19 protein-coding genes are annotated in these 23,142 nt (G+C 61.2%); 10 read left to right on the top strand and 9 right to left on the bottom strand.

Going from position 1 to position 23,142, the window contains the following annotated elements:
• Positions 1 to 165 precede the first annotated feature (165 nt).
• Positions 166 to 1,515: an MFS transporter gene (locus tag HMPREF3138_RS11815; RefSeq protein ID WP_038871138.1), complete on the top strand. Its 1,350-nt coding sequence runs from the start codon at positions 166 to 168 to the stop codon at positions 1,513 to 1,515.
• Between the two features lie 81 nt (positions 1,516 to 1,596).
• Here HMPREF3138_RS11815 and mscS read toward each other — a convergent pair whose 3' ends face one another.
• Positions 1,597 to 2,463 carry a small-conductance mechanosensitive channel MscS gene (gene mscS, locus HMPREF3138_RS11810; RefSeq protein WP_038871136.1) on the bottom strand — a complete coding sequence of 289 codons (867 nt, stop codon included), beginning with the start codon at positions 2,461 to 2,463 and terminating at the stop codon, positions 1,597 to 1,599.
• A 205-nt stretch (positions 2,464 to 2,668) separates the two neighbouring features.
• Between mscS and HMPREF3138_RS11805 the strand changes: the two genes are divergently transcribed.
• Positions 2,669 to 3,337 (top strand): DUF1345 domain-containing protein, encoded by a 669-nt coding sequence (locus HMPREF3138_RS11805; protein WP_038871133.1) that lies wholly within the window; start codon positions 2,669 to 2,671, stop codon positions 3,335 to 3,337.
• Positions 3,338 to 3,393: 56 nt separating this feature from the next.
• Here the strand turns inward: HMPREF3138_RS11805 and fbaA are convergent, their stop codons facing one another.
• The 4 genes from fbaA to HMPREF3138_RS11785 all read right to left on the bottom strand — a co-directional run bounded on the left by fbaA (position 3,394) and on the right by HMPREF3138_RS11785 (position 8,113).
• The gene (gene fbaA, locus HMPREF3138_RS11800; protein WP_025304179.1) at positions 3,394 to 4,473 is read right to left on the bottom strand and encodes a class II fructose-bisphosphate aldolase; all 1,080 of its coding nucleotides are present in this window, start codon (positions 4,471 to 4,473) and stop codon (positions 3,394 to 3,396) included.
• Between the two features lie 116 nt (positions 4,474 to 4,589).
• Positions 4,590 to 5,753, bottom strand: coding sequence for a phosphoglycerate kinase (pgk, locus tag HMPREF3138_RS11795; RefSeq protein ID WP_025160206.1), 1,164 nt, complete (start codon positions 5,751 to 5,753; stop codon positions 4,590 to 4,592).
• Between the two features lie 70 nt (positions 5,754 to 5,823).
• Positions 5,824 to 6,840 carry an erythrose-4-phosphate dehydrogenase gene (gene epd / locus HMPREF3138_RS11790; protein WP_004931582.1) on the bottom strand — a complete coding sequence of 339 codons (1,017 nt, stop codon included), beginning with the start codon at positions 6,838 to 6,840 and terminating at the stop codon, positions 5,824 to 5,826.
• Between the two features lie 313 nt (positions 6,841 to 7,153).
• On the bottom strand, positions 7,154 to 8,113 hold the full coding sequence (locus tag HMPREF3138_RS11785; protein WP_274534220.1) for a LysR family transcriptional regulator: 960 nt from the start codon (positions 8,111 to 8,113) through the stop codon (positions 7,154 to 7,156).
• A gap of 82 nt (positions 8,114 to 8,195) precedes the next feature.
• Here HMPREF3138_RS11785 and HMPREF3138_RS11780 point away from each other — a divergent pair, with 82 nt between their 5' ends.
• The 5 genes from HMPREF3138_RS11780 to HMPREF3138_RS11760 all read left to right on the top strand — a co-directional run bounded on the left by HMPREF3138_RS11780 (position 8,196) and on the right by HMPREF3138_RS11760 (position 14,910).
• Positions 8,196 to 9,281: a tartrate dehydrogenase gene (locus HMPREF3138_RS11780; RefSeq protein WP_038871125.1), complete on the top strand. Its 1,086-nt coding sequence runs from the start codon at positions 8,196 to 8,198 to the stop codon at positions 9,279 to 9,281.
• Positions 9,282 to 9,645: 364 nt separating this feature from the next.
• Complete coding sequence (locus HMPREF3138_RS11775) at positions 9,646 to 11,256, top strand: BCCT family transporter (RefSeq protein WP_038871123.1); 1,611 nt, start codon at positions 9,646 to 9,648, stop codon at positions 11,254 to 11,256.
• 26 nt (positions 11,257 to 11,282) lie between these two features.
• The gene (locus HMPREF3138_RS11770; RefSeq protein WP_038871122.1) at positions 11,283 to 12,407 is read left to right on the top strand and encodes an aromatic ring-hydroxylating oxygenase subunit alpha; all 1,125 of its coding nucleotides are present in this window, start codon (positions 11,283 to 11,285) and stop codon (positions 12,405 to 12,407) included.
• A 47-nt stretch (positions 12,408 to 12,454) separates the two neighbouring features.
• Complete coding sequence (locus tag HMPREF3138_RS11765; RefSeq protein ID WP_038871120.1) at positions 12,455 to 13,903, top strand: NAD-dependent succinate-semialdehyde dehydrogenase; 1,449 nt, start codon at positions 12,455 to 12,457, stop codon at positions 13,901 to 13,903.
• 41 nt (positions 13,904 to 13,944) lie between these two features.
• Entirely contained in the window at positions 13,945 to 14,910 is a 966-nt protein-coding gene (locus HMPREF3138_RS11760; protein ID WP_038871117.1) for a PDR/VanB family oxidoreductase, read from the top strand.
• 30 nt (positions 14,911 to 14,940) lie between these two features.
• Here the strand turns inward: HMPREF3138_RS11760 and HMPREF3138_RS11755 are convergent, their stop codons facing one another.
• The 4 genes from HMPREF3138_RS11755 to HMPREF3138_RS11740 all read right to left on the bottom strand — a co-directional run bounded on the left by HMPREF3138_RS11755 (position 14,941) and on the right by HMPREF3138_RS11740 (position 20,024).
• Positions 14,941 to 16,011, bottom strand: coding sequence for an ABC transporter ATP-binding protein (locus HMPREF3138_RS11755; protein ID WP_038871115.1), 1,071 nt, complete (start codon positions 16,009 to 16,011; stop codon positions 14,941 to 14,943).
• On the bottom strand, positions 16,004 to 17,773 hold the full coding sequence (locus HMPREF3138_RS11750) for an ABC transporter permease (protein ID WP_038871113.1): 1,770 nt from the start codon (positions 17,771 to 17,773) through the stop codon (positions 16,004 to 16,006). The genes HMPREF3138_RS11755 and HMPREF3138_RS11750 overlap by 8 nt, the downstream gene beginning before the upstream one ends.
• 78 nt (positions 17,774 to 17,851) lie before the next feature.
• Positions 17,852 to 18,940: an ABC transporter substrate-binding protein gene (locus tag HMPREF3138_RS11745; protein ID WP_038871111.1), complete on the bottom strand. Its 1,089-nt coding sequence runs from the start codon at positions 18,938 to 18,940 to the stop codon at positions 17,852 to 17,854.
• Positions 18,941 to 19,106: 166 nt separating this feature from the next.
• A complete protein-coding gene (locus tag HMPREF3138_RS11740; RefSeq protein WP_038871109.1) occupies positions 19,107 to 20,024 on the bottom strand; it encodes a DMT family transporter in 918 nt (305 codons plus the stop codon).
• 292 nt (positions 20,025 to 20,316) lie between these two features.
• Here HMPREF3138_RS11740 and HMPREF3138_RS11735 point away from each other — a divergent pair, with 292 nt between their 5' ends.
• From HMPREF3138_RS11735 to brnQ, 3 genes are all read left to right on the top strand, one after another.
• On the top strand, positions 20,317 to 20,649 hold the full coding sequence (locus HMPREF3138_RS11735) for a tRNA-binding protein (protein WP_038871108.1): 333 nt from the start codon (positions 20,317 to 20,319) through the stop codon (positions 20,647 to 20,649).
• Between the two features lie 30 nt (positions 20,650 to 20,679).
• Positions 20,680 to 21,561: a 2OG-Fe dioxygenase family protein gene (locus tag HMPREF3138_RS11730; protein ID WP_038871106.1), complete on the top strand. Its 882-nt coding sequence runs from the start codon at positions 20,680 to 20,682 to the stop codon at positions 21,559 to 21,561.
• A 212-nt stretch (positions 21,562 to 21,773) separates the two neighbouring features.
• The gene (gene brnQ, locus HMPREF3138_RS11725; protein WP_038871104.1) at positions 21,774 to 23,096 is read left to right on the top strand and encodes a branched-chain amino acid transport system II carrier protein; all 1,323 of its coding nucleotides are present in this window, start codon (positions 21,774 to 21,776) and stop codon (positions 23,094 to 23,096) included.
• Positions 23,097 to 23,142 lie beyond the last annotated feature (46 nt).

Here is a 23,142-nt window from a genome sequence, read left to right as displayed (position 1 = left end):
CCATCGCCCGCCGCAGGTACCTCCTGCGGTGGGCGATGATCATCAACGCCCTCTCCCCGCAACGTCCCCCTCTGGTGTATACTCGGGTTTCTACGCGATGCCAGCCACAGCGGCCTGAACGGCCCCTCAGCCAGCCCACAACAGCTTAATAACAGTGGAACCCTCATGAGCCCAGATACCGCTCGCATCAGCGAAATCATCGATCGCGCCAAGATCTCGCCTTATCAAATCCTCATCCTCACCCTGTGCTTCCTGATCGCCCTGCTGGACGGCTTCGATACCGCCATCATCGGCTATATCGCCCCGGCGCTGCGCGAAGAGTGGGGCCTGCAGCCTGCGCAGCTCTCCCCCGCCTTCGGCGCAGGGCTGTTCGGCCTGCTGATCGGCAGCCTGCTGTTCGGGCCGCTCGCCGACGCCATCGGCCGTAAACGCGTGCTGCTCGTCGCGGTGCTGGTGTTTGGCGGCTGCACCCTGGCTTCGGCTTATACGCAATCGATAGAATCCCTGACCCTGCTGCGTTTCATCACCGGCATTGGCCTCGGGGGCGCGATACCGACCTGCATTACTCTCAGCTCGGAGTACTCACCGGCGCGCCGCCGCATGCTGATGGTCACCCTGAGCTGGAGCGGCTTTACCGCCGGGTTGGCCCTGGGCGGGCTGCTGGCCGGGCAGATCATCCCGGCATTCGGCTGGCGCGGCGTGCTGCTGGTCGGCGGCATTGCGCCATTGGCGCTGCTGCCGCTGCTGGCCTGGCAGATGCCCGAGTCGGTACGCTTTATGGCCGCCAACGCCAAACATGCCGATCGGCTACGCCGGGTGGTCGAGCGTATCACCGGCCGGCGTTGGACGGGGGGCACCATCGTCGATGACGAGCGCCCGGCACAGGCCAAGTCGCCGATCTCGCACCTGTTTATCGAAGGGCGCGCCGTGCGCACCCTGCTGCTGTGGGCGGCGTTCTTCTGCTCGCTGTTCGTGTTCTACCTGCTTACCAGCTGGCTGCCGACGATCCTCAAAGACGCCGGTTACGATATCGCCCACGCCTCGCGCATCGGAGCGATGGTGCCGCTCGGCGGCACCCTGGGCGCCATCCTGATGGCGCTGCTGATGGATCGCGTCGGCCCCTACCGCGTGCTGGCCGTCTCCTACCTGGGCGCCGCGCTGGTGATCGGCGCGACCGGTTACCTGATGGGCGACGTCTATACGCTGGCCGCCGTTGTGTTCCTCATCGGTTTCGGCGTGGCCGGCGCGCAAAACGGCCTGAACCTGGTCTCCGCCACCCTTTACCCGACCGCAGCCCGCGTGACCGGCGTCAGCTGGGCCATGGCCAACGGCCGCTTCGGCTCGATCGTCGGCTCGATGCTCGGCGCCTGGATGATGACCGCCGCCGGTTCGGCTGAAGTGTTCTTCCTCTGGCTGGCGCTGCCGGCGCTGCTGGGCGCGGTCGCCATCTTCCTGCTCTATCGCCTCAGCCTGCACCGCCGCACACCGCTCGCCAAGCCGGTCGCCGGCGCCTGAACTCGCGGAAAAGAAAAGGCCGAGACGCCATCGGTGACGTCTCGGCCTGTAATGAAAAAAGGGGCCAAGGCCCCCTCTCTGTTATTCCGCCTTGGCGGAAGCGTCTTCGGTGCGATACAGGTGCACGTCCATCTGCGGGAACGGAATGCCGATATTGTTGGCATCCAGCGCGCGCTTGAAGTTTTCCATCAGATCGAAGTACACGTTCCAGTATTCCGCGTTGGTGGTCCAGGAGCGGGTGACGAAGTTCAGGGAAGACGGCGCCATCTCGTTCAGACGCACGGTCACGCCTTTGGCGTGCATGATGCGCTTGTCGGCGGCGATCACGTCGCCCAGCACCTTCTTCACCACGTCGATATCGGCGTTGTAGGCCACGCCCACGACGATATCCACGCGGCGATTCGGCTCGCGGGAGTAGTTGATGATGTTGCCGGCGATGATTTTACCGTTCGGCACCACGATGGTTTTGTTGTCTGCGGTACGCAGGGAGGTGGAGAAAATCTGCACCTGATCGACGGTACCGGCCACGCCACCCAGATCGACATATTCACCCACGCGCAGCGGGCGGAAGATCACCAGCAGCACGCCGGCGGCGAAGTTGGACAGCGACCCTTGCAGCGCCAGACCGACGGCCAAACCGGCAGCACCCAGCACGGCGATCACCGAGGTGGTCTGCACGCCGACGCGCCCCAGCACCGCGATGAAGGTGAACGCCAGCACGCCGTAGCGCACGATCGCCGACAGGAAATCTGCCACCGTGGCGTCGATGCCGCGCAGCTTCATCACGCGGTTCAGCGCATTGCCGACCACGCGGGCCACGATCGAACCGATGATCAGGATAACGATGGCGGCGACGATATTCACCGCGTACTGGATCAACAGATCCTGGTTCTTCACCAACCAGTCGCCGGCACCGTTGATGCCGTCTACTACATTCAAATCTTTCATTTGTGTCGTCCTAACTCAGTCCCTAACGGGAGAAACTCGCAAAAATACACTGGCCTCGGCGGCCAGTAGGAAACCACCGCCTAAGGGTAACCAACATTAAAGGCTCATGCCAACCGTCAGCGTTAAAAATAGCCGAAACCGGCCGCCGCTTCTTCTATGCTGAGAAAAGCGCGTTGGCCATTTCACGACAAGGGATCCGTTAATCATGCACGTTCGCTCTTCGCTCAAACACTATTGGCAAGTGCGGCCCAGGCTGCTGTTTTCCGTCGGCGCCGGGCTGCTGTGCTTTCTGCTGCTGCCCGCCCAGCTCTCGCTGCTGCAGCGCCTGATGATCGGCTGGAATACGCTGGCCTGGCTCTACCTGCTGTTTCTCTGGCGGCTGATGCTGATCAGCACGCCGCAGCACATTCGCCAGATCGCCCGGCGGCAGGATGAAAGCGCCAGTATGGTGCTGACGCTGGTCAGCCTTGGTTGCCTGGTCAGTTTACTCGCGATCCTGTTTGAACTGAGCAGCGCCAAACAGGTGGCCGGCTCTCTGAAGACGCTGCATTTGCTGCTGACCGGCGCCACGCTGGTGGTCTCCTGGCTGCTGCTGCCGACCGCCTTCACCATGCACTATGCCCACCAGTTTTATCGCCAGGGCGCACAGCAGGATCCTTTGCCGCTGCTGTTTCCCGGCAACCTCACCGAGCCGACCTATCTGGATTTCGCCTACTTCTCCTTCACCATTGCGGTGGCGTCGCAAACCGCCGATGTGGCGGTCGGAGCGGCGGAAGTGCGTAAGGTCACACTGCTGCAGTCGGTGATCTCTTTCGCGTTCAACATGCTGATCCTGGGCCTGTCTATCAACGTCGGCGCCGGCCTGCTGGGCTGAAAACGAAAAAGGCTCCCCGCAGGGAGCCTTTTGCATCGTGCAACAGGTGCCAAAGATTACAGAACGTCTACCGCGTTCAGATCTTTGAAGGCCTGCTCCAGACGCGTCACCATGCTGGTCTGCGCTGCGCGCAGCCATACGCGTGGATCGTAGTATTTCTTGTTCGGCTGATCGGCGCCTTTCGGGTTGCCCAGCTGGCCCTGCAGGTAAGCTTCGTTCGCTTTGTAGTACTGCAGGATGCCGTCCCAGGTTGCCCATTGAGTGTCGGTGTCGATGTTCATCTTGATCACGCCGTAACCCACAGACTCTTTGATCTCTGCGTCGGTAGAACCAGAACCGCCGTGGAACACGAAGTTCAGGCTGTTGTGCGGCAGGTTGAATTTCTTGGACACGTAGTCCTGAGAATCACGCAGGATGGTCGGAGTCAGCTTGACGTTGCCTGGCTTGTACACGCCGTGCACGTTACCGAAGGAGGCAGCGATGGTGAAGCGCGGGCTGATGGCGTTCAGTTTTTCGTACGCGTAAGCCACGTCTTCCGGCTGGGTGTACAGAGCGGATGCGTCCATATGGCTGTTGTCCACGCCATCTTCTTCACCGCCGGTGCAGCCCAGTTCGATTTCCAGCGTCATGCCGATTTTGGCCATGCGCTTCAGGTAGGCGCTGCAGATCTCGATGTTTTCTTCCAGAGATTCTTCAGACAGATCGATCATGTGGGAAGAGAACAGCGGTTTGCCGGTAGCGGCGAAGTGCTTCTCGCCGGCGTCCAGCAGGCCGTCCAGCCATGGCAGCAGTTTCTTCGCGCAGTGGTCGGTGTGCAGGATCACCGGCACGCCGTAGTGTTCAGCCATCTGGTGAACGTGGTGTGCGCCAGAGATGGCGCCCAGAATCGCTGCGCCCTGAGGCACATCGGTCTTCACGCCTTTGCCGGCGATGAACGCGGCGCCACCGTTGGAGAACTGAACGATGACCGGCGCGCGCACTTTAGCCGCGGCTTCCAGCACTGCGTTGATGGAGTCGGTACCCACGCAGTTTACCGCTGGCAGCGCAAAGTTGTTCTCTTTAGCAACTGCGAAGACTTTCTGAACGTCATCACCCGTGATGACACCCGGTTTTACGAAATCAAAAATTTTAGACATGTTACTTTGTCCTGTTTCGTCGGCCGTAGATGGATGTAAATCGATGTTTTCACGCCGCGCAGCATTAGCCGCGCGGTATAAAACAAACGGGCGGCTTTCGCCTCCCGTTGTCTGAATTACTGCTTAGCGCGCTCTTCCAGCATCACGACTGCAGGCAGCGGTTTCCCTTCAACGAATTCCAGGAATGCGCCACCGCCGGTGGAGATGTAGGAAATTTTGTCAGCGATACCGAACAGATCGATGGCTGCCAGAGTGTCGCCGCCGCCAGCGATAGAGAAAGCGTCGCTATCGGCGATCGCGCGGGCGACAATTTCGGTGCCCTTACGGAAGTTAGGGAACTCGAATACGCCAACCGGGCCATTCCACAGAATGGTCTTGGCGTTCTTCAGGATAACGGCCAGACGCTCGGCAGAGACGTCGCCCATATCCAGAATTTGCTCGTTGTCCTGGATCTCGTTGGCCTGCTTCACGGTCGCGGTCGCGGTTTCGGAGAACTCGGTCGCGACGCGCACGTCGGTCGGAACCGGGATGTCGCAGGTTTCCAGCAGTTTCTGCGCGTTCGGGATCAGATCCGGTTCGTACAGGGACTGGCCCACGTTGTTGCCCTGCGCCGCCACGAAGGTGTTGGCGATGCCACCACCGACGATCAGCTGATCGGCGATTTTGGACAGGGAATCCAGCACGGTCAGTTTGGTGGACACTTTAGAACCGCCCACGATGGCGACCATCGGACGGGCCGGGTTGCCCAGGGCCTTGCCCAGCGCTTCCAACTCGGCGGACAGCAGCGGGCCGGCACAGGCGACAGGCGCGAACTTGCCCACGCCGTGGGTGGAAGCCTGCGCGCGGTGCGCGGTGCCGAACGCGTCCATCACATACACGTCGCACAGCGCCGCGTATTTCTTGGACAGGGTTTCGTCGTCTTTCTTCTCGCCCTTGTTGAAACGGACGTTTTCCAGCACCACCAGTTCGCCTTCGGCGACGTCGACGCCATCCAGATAATCCTTCGCCAGACGCACTGGGGATTTCAGGTGATCTTTCAGGTAGTTGACCACAGGCAGCAGGGAGAATTCTTCGTTGTACTCGCCTTCGGTAGGACGACCCAGGTGGGAGGTTACCATCACGCGGGCGCCTTGCTTCAGCGCAGCTTCGATAGTCGGCAGGGAAGCGCGGATACGCGCGTCGGAAGTCACTTTACCGTCTTTTACCGGCACGTTCAGATCGGAGCGGATCAGTACGCGTTTACCCGCCAGATCCAGATCGGTCATCTTAATTACAGACATGGTGAACCCTCTTTATTGAATCTCTATAAAATTGCCTGAGCAGCGCGCCAATCACGCCGGCGCCGCCGTACTAGAAACCGCTGGCGGCCATTGCCCGTGTTGTATCCAACATCCGATTGGCAAAGCCCCATTCATTATCGCACCAGACCAAGGTCTTTATCAGGTGCTGCCCGCTGACCCGGGTCTGCGTACCGTCGACGATAGCGCTGTGCGGGTCATGGTTAAAATCGATCGAGACCAATGGTAATTCCGTGTAGTCAACTATACCACGAAATGATTCCCGTGCGGCCTTTTGCAACAGCTGGTTGACCTCCGCCACCTTCACCGCGGCGCTCACGCTGACGCTAAGATCGATAGCCGTCACGTTGATGGTCGGCACGCGCACCGAGATAGCCTCGAAGCGATCGCAAAACTGCGGGAAGATACGGGTGATGCCCGCGGCCAGCTTGGTGTCGACCGGAATGATCGACTGGCTCGCCGCGCGGGTGCGCCGCAAATCCGCGTGATACGCGTCGATCACCGGCTGATCGTTCATCGCCGAGTGAATGGTGGTCACGGTGCCGGATTCGATGCTGTAGGCGTCGTCCAGCAGCTTGATCACCGGAATAATGCAGTTGGTGGTGCACGAGGCGTTGGACACGATACGATGTTCCGCCAACAGCGTCTGATGGTTGACGCCGAACACGATGGTAGCGTCCAGATCGTTGCCGCCCGGATGGGCGAACAGCACTTTCTTCGCCCCCGCCGCCAGATGGGCTTCGCCATCCGCCCGGCTGCCGTACACGCCGCTGCAGTCCAGCACCACATCGACGCCCAGCTCGCCCCAGGGCAACTGCTCCACCGCCGGCTGATGCAACAGGCGAATCGCGTCGTCCCCGACGCTCAGCGTGTCGCACTCTTGCCGCACATCCCAGGCGAAGCGACCGTGGCTGGAATCGTACTTCAGCAGGTGGGCCATGCCCTCGGCGTTCGCCAGCTCGTTGATCGCCACCACGGAGATTTCCGCCCGTCGTCCCGATTCGTACAGTGCGCGCAATACGCTGCGGCCGATGCGGCCAAAGCCGTTTATCGCTATGCGGATGGTCATGCTGCTCCTGAAAAAGGGCCGTCCCCGCCGGGCTGACTCACCGGCGCCGGGCCGGCGCTGACTGGTTGTCTCACTAACCCGCATAGAGTAGTGGATCGCACCGCCCGCTGTGAATCGCCGCGTTTGCATTATTCCCGCGCTTCAGCGGCTTTTCGCCGCCGTCACATCGGCATTTCTGTCGAAGAGCGCTTCAACTGAAACGCTTCAGCTGAGCATAAACCAAAGTTTTGGCAAAAGGAACAGGTGCAACAGTTCCACAAGTAACGGAGGGGAGTTTTACGAGCATAAGATGATCTGGCGCACATTTTTGGCCTCAAGGCCGCGGCGGATTTTCACTCGCCGCCCCCGTTTCGCCATAGTGCTCACGGAAATAATCGCGCAAAAATTCGACCGTCACCCGCACTTTCGCCGACGTTGCCAGCCGGGAAACGTACACCGCCCAGATATTGGCCGGCTGAAAATACTCCGGCAGGATGTGCACCAACCTGCCGCTGTCGATGTTCTCTTTCACGTCCCAGGCGGAACGCAGCGCAACGCCCTGCCCGTCCAGGCACCACTGGTGCACGATTTCGCCGTGGTTCGACGCCAGCGCTCCCGTCACTTTCACCGTCTCTTCGCCGCCCGGCCCCTGCAGCCGCCACAGCCCGAACGGGTGATCGCGCTCCTTGATCACCAGGCAGGCGCGGCCCGCCAGCTCCGCCACGCTTTTCGGCACGCCGTGGCGCTGCAGATACGCCGGCGAAGCGCACAGGATGCGCTGGTTGTCCGCCAGCTTGCGCGCGATCAGATTAGGGGCAATATCGTCGCCGATGCGGATATCCAGATCGAACCCTTCGCTGACCAGATCCACCAGCCGGTCGGACACGTCGAGCCGCAGCTCCAGCTGCGGATACTCCCGCGCCAGCGCCGACAGCGCCGGGGCCACGAAGCGCCGGCCGAAGCCAAAGCTGCTGACCACGCGCAGCATGCCCTGCGGCGCCTGACGCACCTCGGACAGCTCGTCCATCATCTGATCAACATCGTTGAGAATGCGCTGCGCCCATTCGTAGATGCGTTCACCGTCCTCGGTGATCGCCACTCGCCGCGTGGTGCGGTGTAGTAGCGACACGTCCAGCGCCTTTTCCAACAACGCGATGCGTTTGCTGATAAAGGCCGGCGACACGCCCAATTCTTCGGCGGCGGCGGCAAACCCGGCGCGGCGCGCCACCAGCACGAACACCCGCAGGTCACTCAGGATCGGCATATTGTTCATGATTCGTGTTTTATGTTTCACCGTTTTCGAGATTGATTAACAGTTAGTCAATTATAGGATAAGAGTGTTGTCAATCTCCCCTACCTACAAATGAGACCTCTGTATGAGCAAAACTTACAAGATTGCCGCTATCCCCGGGGACGGTATCGGGCGGGAAGTGTTGCCGGAAGGCATACGGGTATTGCAGGCGGCGGCGGCGCGCTGGGATCTGTCGCTGGAATTCGACACCTTCGAGTGGGCCAGCTGCGACTACTACCAGCACCACGGCCAGATGATGCCGGGCGATTGGTTTGAGCAGCTCAAGGGCTTCGACGCCATCTACTTCGGCGCCGTCGGCTGGCCGGATACGGTGCCCGATCACATTTCGCTGTGGGGTTCGCTGCTGAAATTCCGCCGCGACTTCGAGCAGTACGTCAACCTGCGCCCGGTGCGGCTGTTTCCCGGCGTGCCCTGCCCGCTGGCGAACAAACAGCCGGGCGACATCGATTTCTACGTGGTGCGCGAAAATACCGAAGGGGAATACTCCTCGCTCGGCGGGCGGATGTTCGAAGGCACCGAACGCGAGATGGTGATCCAGGAATCGGTTTTCACCCGCCAGGGCGTGGACCGCATCCTGAAATACGCCTTCGAGCTGGCGCAGCAGCGCCCGCGCAAACGCCTGACCGCCGCCACCAAGTCCAACGGCATGGCCATCAGCATGCCGTACTGGGATGAGCGCGTGGCAGAGATGGCGCGCCAGTACCCCGATATCGCCTGGGACAAACAGCACATCGATATTCTGTGCGCGCGCTTCGTGCTGAACCCCGAACGCTTCGACGTGGTGGTCGCCTCCAACCTGTTCGGCGATATTTTGTCGGATCTCGGCCCGGCCTGCACCGGCACCATCGGCATTGCGCCGTCGGCCAACCTGAACCCGGAGCGCAACTTCCCGTCGCTGTTCGAACCGGTGCACGGCTCGGCGCCGGACATTTTCGGCAAGAACATCGCCAACCCGATCGCCATGATCTGGAGCGGCGCGATGATGCTGGACTTCCTGGGCGACGGCGATGCCCGTTACCGCCAGGCGCATGACGGCATCCTGCAGGCGATCGAGCGCATCATCGCCGACGGGCCGCGCACGCCGGACATGCGCGGCGATGCCTCCACCCAGCAAGTCGGCCAGGCGATCGCCGCCCTGCTGCAACGCTAAGCATCACCGATTTTCCTGTGCGGGGCGCCCTTTCGCGCCCTGCTTTGCCACGTCCGTTTTTCCGCTTCGATCGCCGCCGCAAATCCGCTGAAAACCACCGCAGAAAGCACGCCAATACCCCGGCCAAGATCACAACAAATTGTTTACATACTGTGTTTTATCCTTTTACAGATGCCCCAATTGTGGCCCTCCTGTAATTTGTGCACACTCGAAAATGTTAATGAAGAGTAAATACTGCCGGCGGCGTTCTGCCGGGGCGTTTGCTCCTCGCGGTGTAACAAAACAAAGGGTTCAAACCAATAAGGCCCGGGCGCACCCTACGCTTCGCGCACCGGCCCACCACCGATAACAGGAGTTCACTCCCATGCAGAGCAACCCTAAAAAGGATGTCACGCTCATCGCCATCAGCCTGTGCAGTATTGCGCTGATCGCCATTTGCCTGATGCTCTTTCCGGCTCAATCCGCGCTTATCGCCAACACCATTTTCAACGGCGTCACCCGGCTGTTCGGTTCAACCATTCAAATCCTGGTGCTGATCGCCCTGCTGGTGGTGCTGTATCTGGCGTTGAGCAAATACGGCAACATCCGCCTCGGCGAAGGCAAACCGCAATACTCCACGCTGGCCTGGCTGTTCATGTTCATCTGCGCCGGCCTGGGCTCGTCCACCCTGTACTGGGGGGTGATGGAATGGGCGTATTACTACCAGACGCCGGGGCTGAACATCGCGCCGCGCACCCCGAAGGCGCTGGAATACAGCATCAGCTACTCCTTCTTCCACTGGGGCCTGAGCGCCTGGGCAACCTATGCCCTCGCCTCGCTGATCATGGCCTACCACTTCCACGTGCGTAAGAACAAAGGGCTCAGCCTGTCGGGGATCATTTCCGCCATCACCGGCGTGCGCGCCAACGGCCCGATTGGGCGGATGGTGGATCTGATTTTCCTGGTCGCCACCGTCGGCGCCCTCACCATTTCGCTGGTGCTGACCGCCTCCACCTTTACTCGCGGGCTGACGGCGCTGACCGGCATCCCCGACAATTTCGTGGTGCAGGCGACGGTGATCCTGCTGGCGGCGGTGATCTTCTGTCTCAGCTCCTACATCGGCATCGACGGCGGCATGCAGCGCCTGAGCAAAATGGTCGGCTGGGGCGCTTTCGTCTTCGCCGGGCTGGTGCTGCTGGTCGGCCCCACCGAATTCACCATCAACAACACCATCAACGCCATCGGCCTGACGGCGCAAAACTTCCTGCAGATGAGTCTGTTTACCGATCCGATGGGCGACGGCAGCTTCAGCCGCAGCTGGACGGTGTTCTACTGGCTGTGGTGGATTTCTTACACCCCGGGCGTGGCGATGTTCGTCACCCGCGTCTCGCGCGGCCGCAAGATTAAAGAGGTGATCTGGGCGCTGCTGCTCGGCAGCACCCTCGGCTGCTGGTTCTTCTTCGGCTCGCTGGAAAGCTACGCCATGCATCAGTTCATCAGCGGGCAGCTCAACGTGCCGGAGATCCTCAACACCCAGGGCGGCGAAACCGCCGTGCAGATGCTGCTGACGGCGCTGCCGCTCGGCAAACTGTTCCTGGCCGCCTATCTGTTCATCATGATCATTTTCCTGGCCTCGCACATGGACGCCGTGGCCTACACCATGGCCGCCACCAGCACCCGCAACCTGCAGGAGGGGCAAGATCCCAGCCCGATGCTGCGCCTGTTCTGGTGCGTGGTGATCACCCTGATCCCGCTGTCGATCCTGTTCACCGGCGCCTCGCTGGACACCATGAAAACCACGGTGATCCTGACCGCGCTGCCGTTCCTGCTGGTGCTGCTGGTGAAAACCTACGGCTTTGCCCGCTGGCTGAAGCAGGACTACGCGGCCATTCCGGCTCACCTGATCGAAAGCAGCGCGCCGGCGCTGCCCGAGGCGCCGCCGGCCGCCGAACTCTCTGCTCCATCGTCGTATCAACCGCGCCCTATGGCGAAATGACAATAAGAAAAGAGGAAGGTTAACTTATGAGCACTCTGATCCCTGAATTTACCTTACCGAAAGATTTCTGCGCCGACGCCCGCGAGGCCTACACCATTCCGGCCCGGTTCTATACCCACCAGGCGGCGTTCGAGCACGAAAAAGAGCAGGTGTTCGCCACCAGCTGGATTTGCGTGGCGCACCGCAGCGAGCTTGCCCAACCGAACGACTACATCACCCGCGAGATCATCGGTGAAAACATTCTGGTGGTGCGTGGCCGCGACAACGTGCTGCGCGCCTTTTACAACGTCTGCCCGCACCGCGGCCACCAGCTGCTGGCGGGCGACGGCCGGGCGAAAAACGTCATCACCTGCCCTTATCACGCCTGGGCGTTCAAGCTGGACGGCGAACTGGCGCACGCGCGCAACTGCGAAAACGTGCAGAACTTCGATAAGGAAAACTCGCACCTGATGCCGGTGCGGGTCGAAGAGTACGCCGGGTTTATCTACGTTAATCTGGACTCGCAGGCCGGCACGGTGGAAGACCAGCTGCCGGGCCTCGGCGCCAAAGTGCGCGAAGCCTGCCCACAGGTAGACGATCTCAAGCTGGCGGCGCGCTTCGTCACCCGAACCCCGGCCAACTGGAAGAACATCGTCGACAACTACCTCGAGTGCTACCACTGCGGCCCGGCACACCCCGGCTTCGCCGACTCGGTGCAGGTCGACCGCTACTGGCACACCCTGCACGGCAACTGGACGCTGCAGTTCGGCTACGCCCGCCCTTCCGAGCAGTCGTTCAAGTTTGAAGAGGGTAAAGAAGCCAGCTTCCACGGCATCTGGCTGTGGCCGTGCACCATGTTCAACATGCCGCCGCTGGAAGGCATGATGACGGTGATCTATGAGTTCCCGGTCGATGCGGAAACCACCCTGCAGCACTACGACATCTACTTCACCAACGCCGATTTGAGCGACGAACAGCTCAAACTGATCGACTGGTACCGCGACGTGTTCCGCCCGGAAGATTTGCGGCTGGTGGAGAGCGTGCAAAAAGGCCTCAAATCGCGCGGCTATCGCGGCCAGGGGCGCATCATGGCCGACGGCGCCGGCAGCGGCGTCAGCGAACACGGCATCGCCCACTTCCACAATCTGCTGGCGCAGGTTTATCAACCCTGATGCGACGGGGCCCACGGGCCCCCTCCCCCTGACTTGTGAGGTTCTTTGTGAATATTTCCGATCGGGCGCTATTCCGCCAACAAGCCTACATCAACGGGCAATGGCGCGATGCCGACAACCAGGAAACCCTGCCGGTGAGCGATCCCGCCACCGGCCAACTCATCGGCAGCGTGCCCAACATGGCGACGGCAGAAACCCAACGGGCGATCGACGCCGCCCAGCAGGCGCTGGAAGGCTGGCGCGCGCTGCCGGCACAGCAACGCGCGCAGCTGCTGCGCCGCTGGTTCGAACTGATGCTGGAGCACCAGCAGGATCTGGCCAGCCTGATGACGCTGGAGCAAGGCAAGCCGCTGGCGGAGTCGCTGGGCGAGATCCGCTATGCCGCCTCCTTTATCGAATGGTTCGCCGAACAGGCCAAGCGCACCAATGGCGACATCATTCCCTCGCCGAGCGGCGATAAACGCCTGATGGTGCTGAAGCAGGGCATCGGCGTGTGCGCGGCGATCACGCCCTGGAACTTCCCGGCGGCGATGATCACCCGCAAGGCCGCGCCGGCGCTGGCGGCCGGCTGCACGCTGGTGGTCAAACCCGCCAACGAAACCCCTTACTCGGCGCTGGCGATGGCCGAGCTGGCCGAGCGCGCCGGCATTCCCGCCGGGGTATTCAACGTGGTGACCGGCAACTCGCAGGCGATCGGCGCCGAGCTGACCCGCCACCCACAGGTGCGCAAGCTGAGCTTTACCGGCTCCACGCCGGTGGGCAGGCTGCTGATGCGCCAGAGCGCGGACACCATCAAGAAAGTGTCGCTGGAGCTGGGCGGCAACGCGCCGTTCATCGTGTTTGACGATGCGGACATCGATGCTGCGGTGGAAGGCGCGCTGATCGCCAAATACCGCAACGCCGGGCAGACCTGCGTCTGCGTCAATCGGTTCTACGTGCAGCGCGGCGTTTACCCGCAGTTCGCCGAGAAGTTTGTCGCCCGCGTGGCGGCGCTGCAGGTCGGCAACGGCTTCGAACCCGGCGTGCAGATCGGCCCGCTGATCAACCGCAAGGCGCGCGACAAGGTGCTGGAGCTGCTCGATGACGCGCTGAACAAAGGCGCTCAGGTGCTGACCGGCGCCACGCCGCACGCGCTGGGCGGCAATTTCTTCACGCCGACGGTGCTGGGCAACGTACAGCCCGGCTCGCTGTTGCTGGAAGAAGAGATCTTTGGCCCGGTCGCGCCGCTGGTGGTGTTCGATGACGAAGCCGAAGCGATCCGCCAGGCCAACGACACCATCTACGGCTTGGCCGCCTACTTCTACACCCGCGATGCGGCGCGCATCTGGCGCGTTTCGGAGCGGCTGGAGTACGGCATGGTCGGCATCAATACCGGCCTTATCTCCAACGAGGTGGCGCCGTTCGGCGGGGTGAAGCAGTCGGGCCTGGGGCGTGAAGGCTCCGAATACGGCATCGAAGACTATCTGGAGCTCAAATACCTGTGCCAGGCGGTATAACTTTTTCATGCGCGGGGACGCCCGCGCTTTGGAGCCAATGAATGACCAGCTATCAGATGCTTGATGTTCGCGTCGTCGACATCGAACCCGTCACCGCGCAGGTCAAGCGCTTTACCCTGGCGGATCCGCAAGGCCGGCCGCTGCCCGCCTTCAGCGGCGGCAGCCACATCATCGTGCAAATGCAGGACGGCGAGCAGCGTTACAGCAACGCCTATTCGCTGCTGAGCTCACCGTTCGAGCTCGACCGTTACCAGATCGCCGTGCGCCGCGAGTCCCCTTCCAAAGGCGGTTCCGACTTCATGCACGATCGGCTGGCGATCGGCGATACGCTGACCATCAGCACCCCCAATAACCTGTTCGCGCTGGCGCCGGAGGCGCAGCATCACGTGCTGATCGCCGGCGGCATCGGCATCACGCCGTTTATGGCTCATCTGCACGAGCTGCAGCGCAGCGGGCAACGCTATCATCTGCACTACTGCTTCCACAGCGAGGAACACAACGCCTTCCAGCAGCAGCTGACGCAAGCGCCGTTCACCGACAACGTCAGTTGCCATGTCTCCAGTCTTAACGGCCGGTTGGATCTGGCGCGCACGCTGGCCGACGTGGAGCCCGGCGCACATATCTACGTCTGCGGCCCGGCGGCGCTGAACGAGGCGGTTTACCGAACCGCCGCCGAACTGGGCATCGCCCCCGGTCGCTTGCACAGCGAAGCCTTCGCCGCCGAAGACACGGCGGGCGGCGCCTTTACGCTGGTGCTGGCCCGGTCAGGTATTGAGCTTGAAGTGGCGGAAGACATGACCATCCTGCAGGCGCTGGAAAACAGCAAAGCGGCCAAGGTCGAGTGCCTGTGCCGCGAAGGCATTTGCGGCACCTGCGAAACCCGCATCGTCGAAGGGGAAGCCGATCACCGCGATCAGTATCTCAGTGACGAAGAGCGCGCGGCGCAGCAAACTCTGTTGATCTGCTGCTCGCGCGCCAAAGGCAATCGGCTGGTGCTGGATCTGTAAACGGAGCGCTCGCGCCTGCGGGCGTCCTGACTAGGCTTTCGGGAATATCCACAGATGATCGGCCGGCAGGGAGAGCCGGCACAGCGCCCGATCGCGCGCTTCGTGGCCATAGGCGCGCACCACGAAATCCTCGGCCACGGTGCGGAACAGGTACTCCCAGCGATCGCCGAGATACATGCTGGTCAACAGCGGCAGCTCAAGCTGGTTGCCCTGCGGATCTTCGCCCAACCGCACGCGCTCCACGCGGATCACCGCCGAGCCCTCCTGGCCAACCTGCACGCCTTCGCCCGCTTTGCCCCACAGCGCCCAGTCCTTGCCTTCGATGCGCGCCCGATCGCCTTCCAGCGCCACGATCTTGCCCGGCAAGCGGTTGTTGCTGCCCATGAATTCGGCGGTGAACAGCGTGGCGGGCGAACCGTACATCTCCTGCGGCGTGCCCTGCTGTTCAATTTTGCCGTTATTAAGCAGCAGGATGCGATCGGAGATGGCCATCGCCTCATTCTGATCGTGGGTCACCATCAGCGCCGACAGACCGAGCTTGATGATCAACTCGCGCAGGAATACCCGCGCCTCTTCGCGCAGCTTGGCGTCGAGGTTGGACAGCGGCTCGTCCAGCAGGATCACCGGCGGGTTGTAGACCAGCGCACGCCCAATCGCCACGCGCTGCTGCTGGCCGCCGGAAAGCTGATGCGGATGGCGCTTGGCCAGATGCCCCAACCCGAGCTGATCCAGCACCGCCTGCACCCGCTGGGTGATTTCCGCCGAGGCGATCTTACGCAGCTTCAGCGGGTAAGCGACGTTCTCAAACACCGTTTTATGCGGCCACAGCGCGTAGGACTGAAACACCAGCCCCAGGTTGCGCTCTTCGGCGGGAATTTCGCTGCGCGCGCTGCCGTTGTACACCGCGCTGTTGCCGATGACGATCCGCCCCTGGCTTGGTTTCTCCAGCCCGGCCACCGCCCGCAGCAGCGTGGTTTTTCCGCTGCCCGACGGGCCCAGCAGCGAGACCACTTCGCCCCGTTTCAGCTCCATCGACACCCCTTTCAGCACCGGGTTGTCGCCATAGGTCAAATGCAGATTCTCTACCGAAAGTTCAATCATGTAGTTTCACTCCAAAGCGCAAGGCGATCCCCAACCCCAGCACCACCAGCAGGATATTGATGAACGACAGCGCGGCGACGATATCGATAGCGCCCGCGGCCCACAGGGAAACCAGCATCGAGCCGATGGTTTCCGTGCCCGGAGACAGCAGATACACCCCGGTAGAATATTCGCGCTCAAAGATCAGGAACATCAGCAGCCAAGAGCCGATAAGACCGTAACGCGACAGCGGAATGGTGACGTGGCGGGTGATCTGGCCGCGGCTGGCGCCGGCGCTGCGCGCCGCCTCCTCCAGCTCCGGCCCCACCTGCAGCAGCGTGGAAGAGATCAGCCGCAGGCCGTAAGCCATCCACACCACGGTATACGCCAGCCAGACGCTGAAGATGGTGCTGCGCAGCGAACGCAGCCAGACAATCCAGTTAGCACGCAGCCACTCGGCCATCGGCAGCGCCGACAGCCAGCCCTCCTTGAGCGATTTGTCCAGCCACATCGGCAGGAACAGAAACACCCACAGGAATGCCAGACCGGCCAGCAGCCCCGGCACCGCGCGCGGCACCAGCACGCTGTAGTCGAGGAAGCGCGTGGCGCCATCCGGCTTGCGGTGCATGGCGATGCCGATAAACAGGTAGCACGCCACCGCCAACGCCCCGCCGATCACCCCAATCGCCATTGAGTTGACGATGGCGCGCAGCAGGTTGGGCTGCGCCCAGATGGTGCGGAAGGTGTTGATCGACAGCTCGTCCCAAACAGACACGCCCACGCCCCAGTTGGAGATAAAGGCGCGCAGCACCACGCCGATCAGCGGCACGCCGATGGTCACGGTCAGCCAGAACATCACCACCGCGCCGGCCACCCAGCGCCATTTGCCCAGCGGCAGCGCACGGGCCTGCGAGGCTTTGCCCTTGACGGTGACGAAGCGGTTGGCGGTACGCATCAGCCGGCGCTGCAGCATCACCAGCGGAATGGTGATGCAGATCAGCACCACCGCCACCGCCGCCATCAGGTGGTAAGACGGCGTGCCCAGCTTGTTGGTCAACTGGTACAGGTAGGTCGCCAGCACCAGGTTGCCCTCCGGATCCCCCAGCACCAGCATCAGGCCGAACACTTCCAGCCCGAGGAAGAACAGCAGCACTCCGGCATACAGGATAGACGGCCGCACCATCGGCAGACTGACGGCGGTCATGACCTGCAGCGGCGTGGCGCCGGCGGTGCGCGCCGCTTCTTCAACGTCGGAGCCCACGCTGCGCAGCGCCGAGGAGATATACAGATACGCGTGGGGTACGTGCGTCAATCCGGCAATCACCACGATGCTGGCCATCGAATAGATATTCCACGGCACGAAGCCCAGCAGCGCCTCCGCCCACAGCGAGAAGAAACCCACCGGCCCCGCCGCCACCACGTAGCCGAAGCCCAGCACCATCGGCGACACGAAGATCGGCACCAGAATCAGCGGCTCGATGATCCGCCGCCCCGGCAGATCGGTGCGCACCATCAGGAAGGCCAAAATGCCGCCGAGCGGGATGGCGATGATCACCAGCCCGAATGCCAGAATAAAGCCGCTCTTCAGCGCCTTGTAGAAATCAGGATCGGTAAAGATGAACTCGAAGGCCTCCAGGCTGAAGACCTTGGAGGGAGAGAAGAACGGTGCCGAAAGGAAGCTTTGAATGATGATAAACGACAGGGGGACATAGATAACCAGTGCGGTTATCAACACCACCAGGCCGCGCGGCAGGCTCTGCCACTTTCTGCGCCATGCTTGCATAAATGCTCCCTATGGTTGTAAACGCCGACCAAAGGGCGCGCGCCGCTAAGGCAGGCGCACGTCCGAATGCAGTCCCTGTTATTTCGCCGCGGCAGCGCGCCATTGTTTGATGTAGTCGAGGCGTTTGGCCGGCTGCAGGTATTCCAGCAGGCTGTCATCGACCGGAATCGGCTTGAGCGCGTTGCCCAGCAGCTTGGTCATGCCGTCAATGTCGTTCTTGCCTTCGATGTCGTTGCGGATCGAGGGGATATCCGCCTGATTGGCGAGAATATTTTGCCCTTTCTCCGACAGCACGTAGTCGAACCACAGCTTGGCGGCGTTAGGGTTGCCGGCCTCTTTGCTGATGAAGCTCACGCGCGACAGCACCAGGGTATAGTCTTTCGGATAGACGATGCCGAGCGACGGATCGCTCTTGGCGCGGGCCTCGGCGTACGAACCGAGGATATTGAAGCCGATCAGGTTTTCACCGGAGGAGACGCGCTCCATCATGGTGCCGGTGGAGGATTGTACCGCCAGCCCCCCCTTGGCCACGTCGGCCAGCGTTTTGAAGTAGTTAGGATCGGCCTTGAAGTCCTGCACCGACAGCATGAAGCCGACGCCGGATTTTTCGATGTCGTACGTGGTGACTTTCTTCTTGAATTTGTCCGTCTGGCCGGCGATCAGTTTAGCCAGCGCCGCGTGCGAATCCGGCACATCGCCTTGCGGGATCAGGCGTTTGTTATAGATAAACACCACCGGCTCATAGGTGGTGCCATACACCTTATCTTGCCATACCGCCCATTTCGGCAGCTTAGCCTGCTCGGGGGAGGCGTATTCCTGTGCGTAATCGCCCGCCAGTTTCAAAATGGTGTCCATCGACGAGCTCCACACCACGTCGCCGCTGGTGCCGCCGGCCGCCTGCTCGCTGATGAAGCGGTTATACAGTTCGGTACTGTTCATGTCGTTGTATTCCACCTTGATGCCCGGATACAACGCCTCGAACCCCTGGATCAGCGGCGCCGCCGCCTTGGTGTCGGTGGTCGAGTAAATCACCACCTTGCCTTCTTTCTTCGCGCCGTCGACCCGTTTCTGATAGTCGGCGGGGTAGCCCGCCGGGAAGGCCGCATAGGCGGAAACGGAGCACAGTAAGGTGATTGCAGCTACGGTAGCGCTGATTTTTTTCATCATCATCCATCCCCTGATCACATTTAATAAACCAAAAATTAACATATAGTTAATAAGTGTGACGAGGCAACGGCGTTGCTTTGTTATCTTTCGGTTTTGTGATGTTGGCCATTTTTCAGCCAATAAAAAAGCCCGGCAGCGCGGGCTCTACGGCACTTCCTGTTGCAGACTATTCGGCCAGGCGAGAGCGCCGCAGCAGGCGAATTCGCTGTACGATGGCGACCCCCAGCAGCGTCAGCACAAATCCCGCCAACTGCAGTAGCGACAGCGCCTCGCCAAACAGCATGTACGCCTGCAGCGCCGCCGCCGGCGGCACCAGCAGCATCAGCGCGGTAATGCGAGTCAAATCGCCGTGGCGCACCATCCAGATAAACAGCGCGGTGCCGCCCAGCGACAACACGCCGGCCGACCACAGCAGCGAGAACCACAGCGTCGGCGAATGGTCCCAGGCGCCGGAGCCCATCACGGCCGCCAGCACGCCGGTCACGATCGCGGCGCCGAGGTGCTGAATGGCGCCTGCCGCCCGCAGATCGGCCGCCGCCAGCGAAGACTTCTGCACCATGATGCCGATCGTCAGCGCGACGATGCTGCCAAAGCCCATCAGGATCGGCAACAGCGCCATATTGCCGACGTCGATACCGGTCAGCCGAGGGGAGAGCACCAGCGCAACGCCGATAAAACCGACCGCCAGCCCGGCCCAGGAACGCAACCCTATCGATTTGCGCAGCACCAGCGCGAAAATCAGCGCGGTGAACAGCGGCTGCAATCCGCCAATGAGCGACATCACCCCGGCCGCCAGGCCGTTCGCCACCGCCCACCAGCTTGCGGCGAGGTAAACGCCGTTCATCAGCATGCCGGTCAGCAGGTGCATCACGAACTGTCGCCCCTTGGGCCAGGCGCAATGCAGCGCCAGCAGGGCGAATACCGCAGCGGCGATCAAAAAGCGAAAAGTCAGGAAAAGGTTGGGATCGGCATGATCCGCCACCGCCCGCGCGGCAATAAAGCCGGTCGACCATATTAATATCAGGAAAAACGGCGCGATAAATGCCTTTCGCCGATCGCGTTTTTCGCGCTGAGTTATTTCCATATCACTACCTGAAAAATGCGGCTGATGAGTTAATGCGGAACATACTAACCAATTTAACACTGGCTTAACAGCACCGACACCGGCCCCCCAAGCCTGCGTAATGAACACACTTGCGGGAAATAATGACGTTTCAATTTTATATAATTCACCAAGCTTATAATTAATCTCACCCCGTTACGACAATGTAAATTAATTGCTACATCCGGTATAACTATTCCCCTCCTGGCGGCGTTGTCGGAATAATTCCCCTTTGCTAGCCTTCCTGAAGCCACTTAATTAACTGGACTGACTTATGGCCGAAATCACTGATTTTATGAAACTGGATATGCGTATTGGCGAAATTATTTCCGTGGAATATAACGACAAGGCGTTAAAGCCCGCCTATAAGCTGCGCATTGATTTCGGCGAAGAAATTGGCATTAAAAACAGCTCGGCGCAATTATGCGAAAACTATCAGAAAGATGATCTGCTCGGCAAAAAAGTCATCTCCGTCGTTAATTTCCCCGCCAGGCGGGTTGCTGGATTTAAATCCGAAGTGCTGGTACTTGCTGCGGTCACCCGGGATCAAGGCACCGTCTTGCTGAAAACCGATTTCGACGTGGAGATCGGCAGCAAGATTTTATAATCGCCACATCATTCGTGAGGCCTCCGAGAAATGCGACAGTTATCCCTGCTTGATGAAGTTAAGAAGGCGTATCAGGAACACCGTTCAGCCTTTATCCCCGGCGCCACCATGCAAGCGATCCTGCTGGCGCTGGGTGCGCGGCCGGAAGATTTCGCCAAGCTGCAGCAGGTCAGCGGCAATCTGGCGGACGATCCCACGCTGCCTTTCCGCAAGTCCAGAAACGGCCGCTTCTGTTTCGACTTCGATCGCGCCCAGATTGAGCGGCTGGAGTTCCAGCCCTTCGTGCTCTCGGTCGAGGAAGACTTCATCCGTTACGATTCGGGAAAGGTGCGCCACTTTCGCGGCATCAACGACGATCTGCAGTTGAATACGGCATTCCAGGCGCTGATGAAATTCAAAGCCTACGTGATCGATGGCGTGAGCGTGACGCCGCGCGCCCGGCTTAATCAGGAGATCAACAAGTTCGTCTGCACGGTGTTCAACCTGCGCACCGTCACCACGCCGCAGATGCTGGGCGAACCGGCGCTGGAAGGCGTGCACAGCGACGGCGTCGACCACACCATGACGACCTTCCTCGGCTGCGACAACATGACCGACGACAGCGCCAAGACCTTTATTCACGATATGCGCGAAACCAGCGGGATCAAATTCGATCGAGCCCGGCCAGAATGGATTTTGGGCGAAATACAGCATCGGCATTTCCTCGATACCCTGCTGATTGTCGATCATGAACGCAAACACAGCCTCTCACCGGTGGAAGCGCAGGACAAACGCCGGCATTCGACCCGCGATATGCTGATCTTTTTCACCCGCAAACCGGTCGAAGACGGCCACGTCTCTTTCGCGTATGACTCTTTCAAACCGCATATCGAAATCCCGCTGTCGATAGACATGGTGGCGCGCGCGAGCTAACGCGCCGCCGGGCCGGCCGCCATGATCCCTCTGTGCGGCCGGTTCACGCCAGGATAAACAGCGCTGGATTAATCAGGTTTTTGTCGCCGAATTATTATATCCTGCCGGACGAAAATTTTGCGGGCGCTCGCTGCCCTCTGCGCCTGCCCTCTGCAGTTATCCATTCCGCAGCAGGCCGTTTATTTCATGAATACAGGCAGTGCCATACCGTTATGACCAAGAATTTATCCCCGAAAGACATTATCGCCCTGGGCTTTATGACCTTCGCCCTGTTTGTCGGCGCCGGCAACATCATTTTCCCCCCGCTGGTGGGGCTGCAGTCCGGCGAGCATCTGTGGCCGGCCGCCCTCGGGTTTATGGTGACCGCCGTCGCCTTGCCGGTGATCGCCGTGATCGCGCTGGCGCGCGTCGGCGGCAGCATCAGCCTGCTGACCGGCCCCATCGGCCGCACCGCCGGTCTGCTGTTGGCGACCGTCTGCTATCTGGCGCTCGGCCCGCTGTTCGCCACGCCGCGAACCGCCAATGTCTCTTTCGCCCTCGGCATCGCGCCCTTCACCGGCGACGGCGCCCTACCGCAGTTCATCTACAGCCTGCTGTTCTTTAGCCTGGCGATGATCGTCTCGCTGTATCCCGGCCGGTTGCTTGATAACGTCGGCCATATTCTGGCGCCGCTGAAAATCCTGGCGCTGGCCGCGCTCGGCATCGCCGCCCTGGTTTGGCCCGCCGGTGAACCGGTCTCCGCCGTTGGCAGCTATCAGGCATCGGCGTTTTCCACCGGCTTCGTGCAGGGTTATCAAACCATGGACACGCTGTCGGCGCTGATGTTCGGCTCGATTATCGTCACCGCCGCCCGCTCGCGTGGCGTCAGCGACAGCGGCCTGCTGCTGCGCTACACCCTGTGGGCCAGCCTGATCGCCGGCGTCGGCCTGACGCTGGTCTATATCTGCATGTTCAAACTCGGCGCCGGCAGCGGCAGCCTGGTCGAGAGTGGCGCTCAGGATGGCGCGGCAATCCTGCACGCTTATGTGCAACACACCTTCGGCGATCTGGGCAGCGTCTTTATGGCGGTACTGATGTTCATCGCCTGCCTGGTGACGGCGGTCGGCATGACCTGCGCCTGCGCGGACTTCTTCTCTCGCTACCTGCCGCTCTCTTACCGCACGCTGGTGGTTATCCTCGCCCTCTTCGCCATGCTGGTCTCCAACATGGGGCTGACCAACCTGATCCGCGTCTCGCTGCCGGTGCTGACGGCGATCTATCCACCTTGCATCGCGCTGGTGTTGCTCAGCTTCAGCCAGAACCGCTGGCGCAACGCCAAGCGCGTCTTCGCGCCGGTGATCGCCACCAGCCTGGTGTTTGGCCTCGCCGACGGCCTGAAGGCCTCCAGCTTCAGCGGCCTGCTGCCCGTCTGGTTCGATAAGCTGCCGCTGGCCGAACAGGGTCTGGTCTGGCTGCAGCCTACGCTGCTGGTGCTGTTGCTGGCGGCGGCTTATGACCGGTTGCGCAGCGTCGAAAGCGCCAACGCCGCGTCGTAAGCGCGGGTTACGCCCATAAAAAAAGGTTCATCGCGCTTTACCGGGG

The sequence above is a fragment of the Serratia sp. HMSC15F11 genome, from assembly GCF_001808215.1.
Taxonomy (GTDB): Bacteria; Pseudomonadota; Gammaproteobacteria; order Enterobacterales; family Enterobacteriaceae; genus Serratia; species Serratia nevei.
The sequence above is the reverse complement of the archived record's forward strand: the minus strand, read 5'-3'. Positions and strand labels throughout refer to the sequence as shown.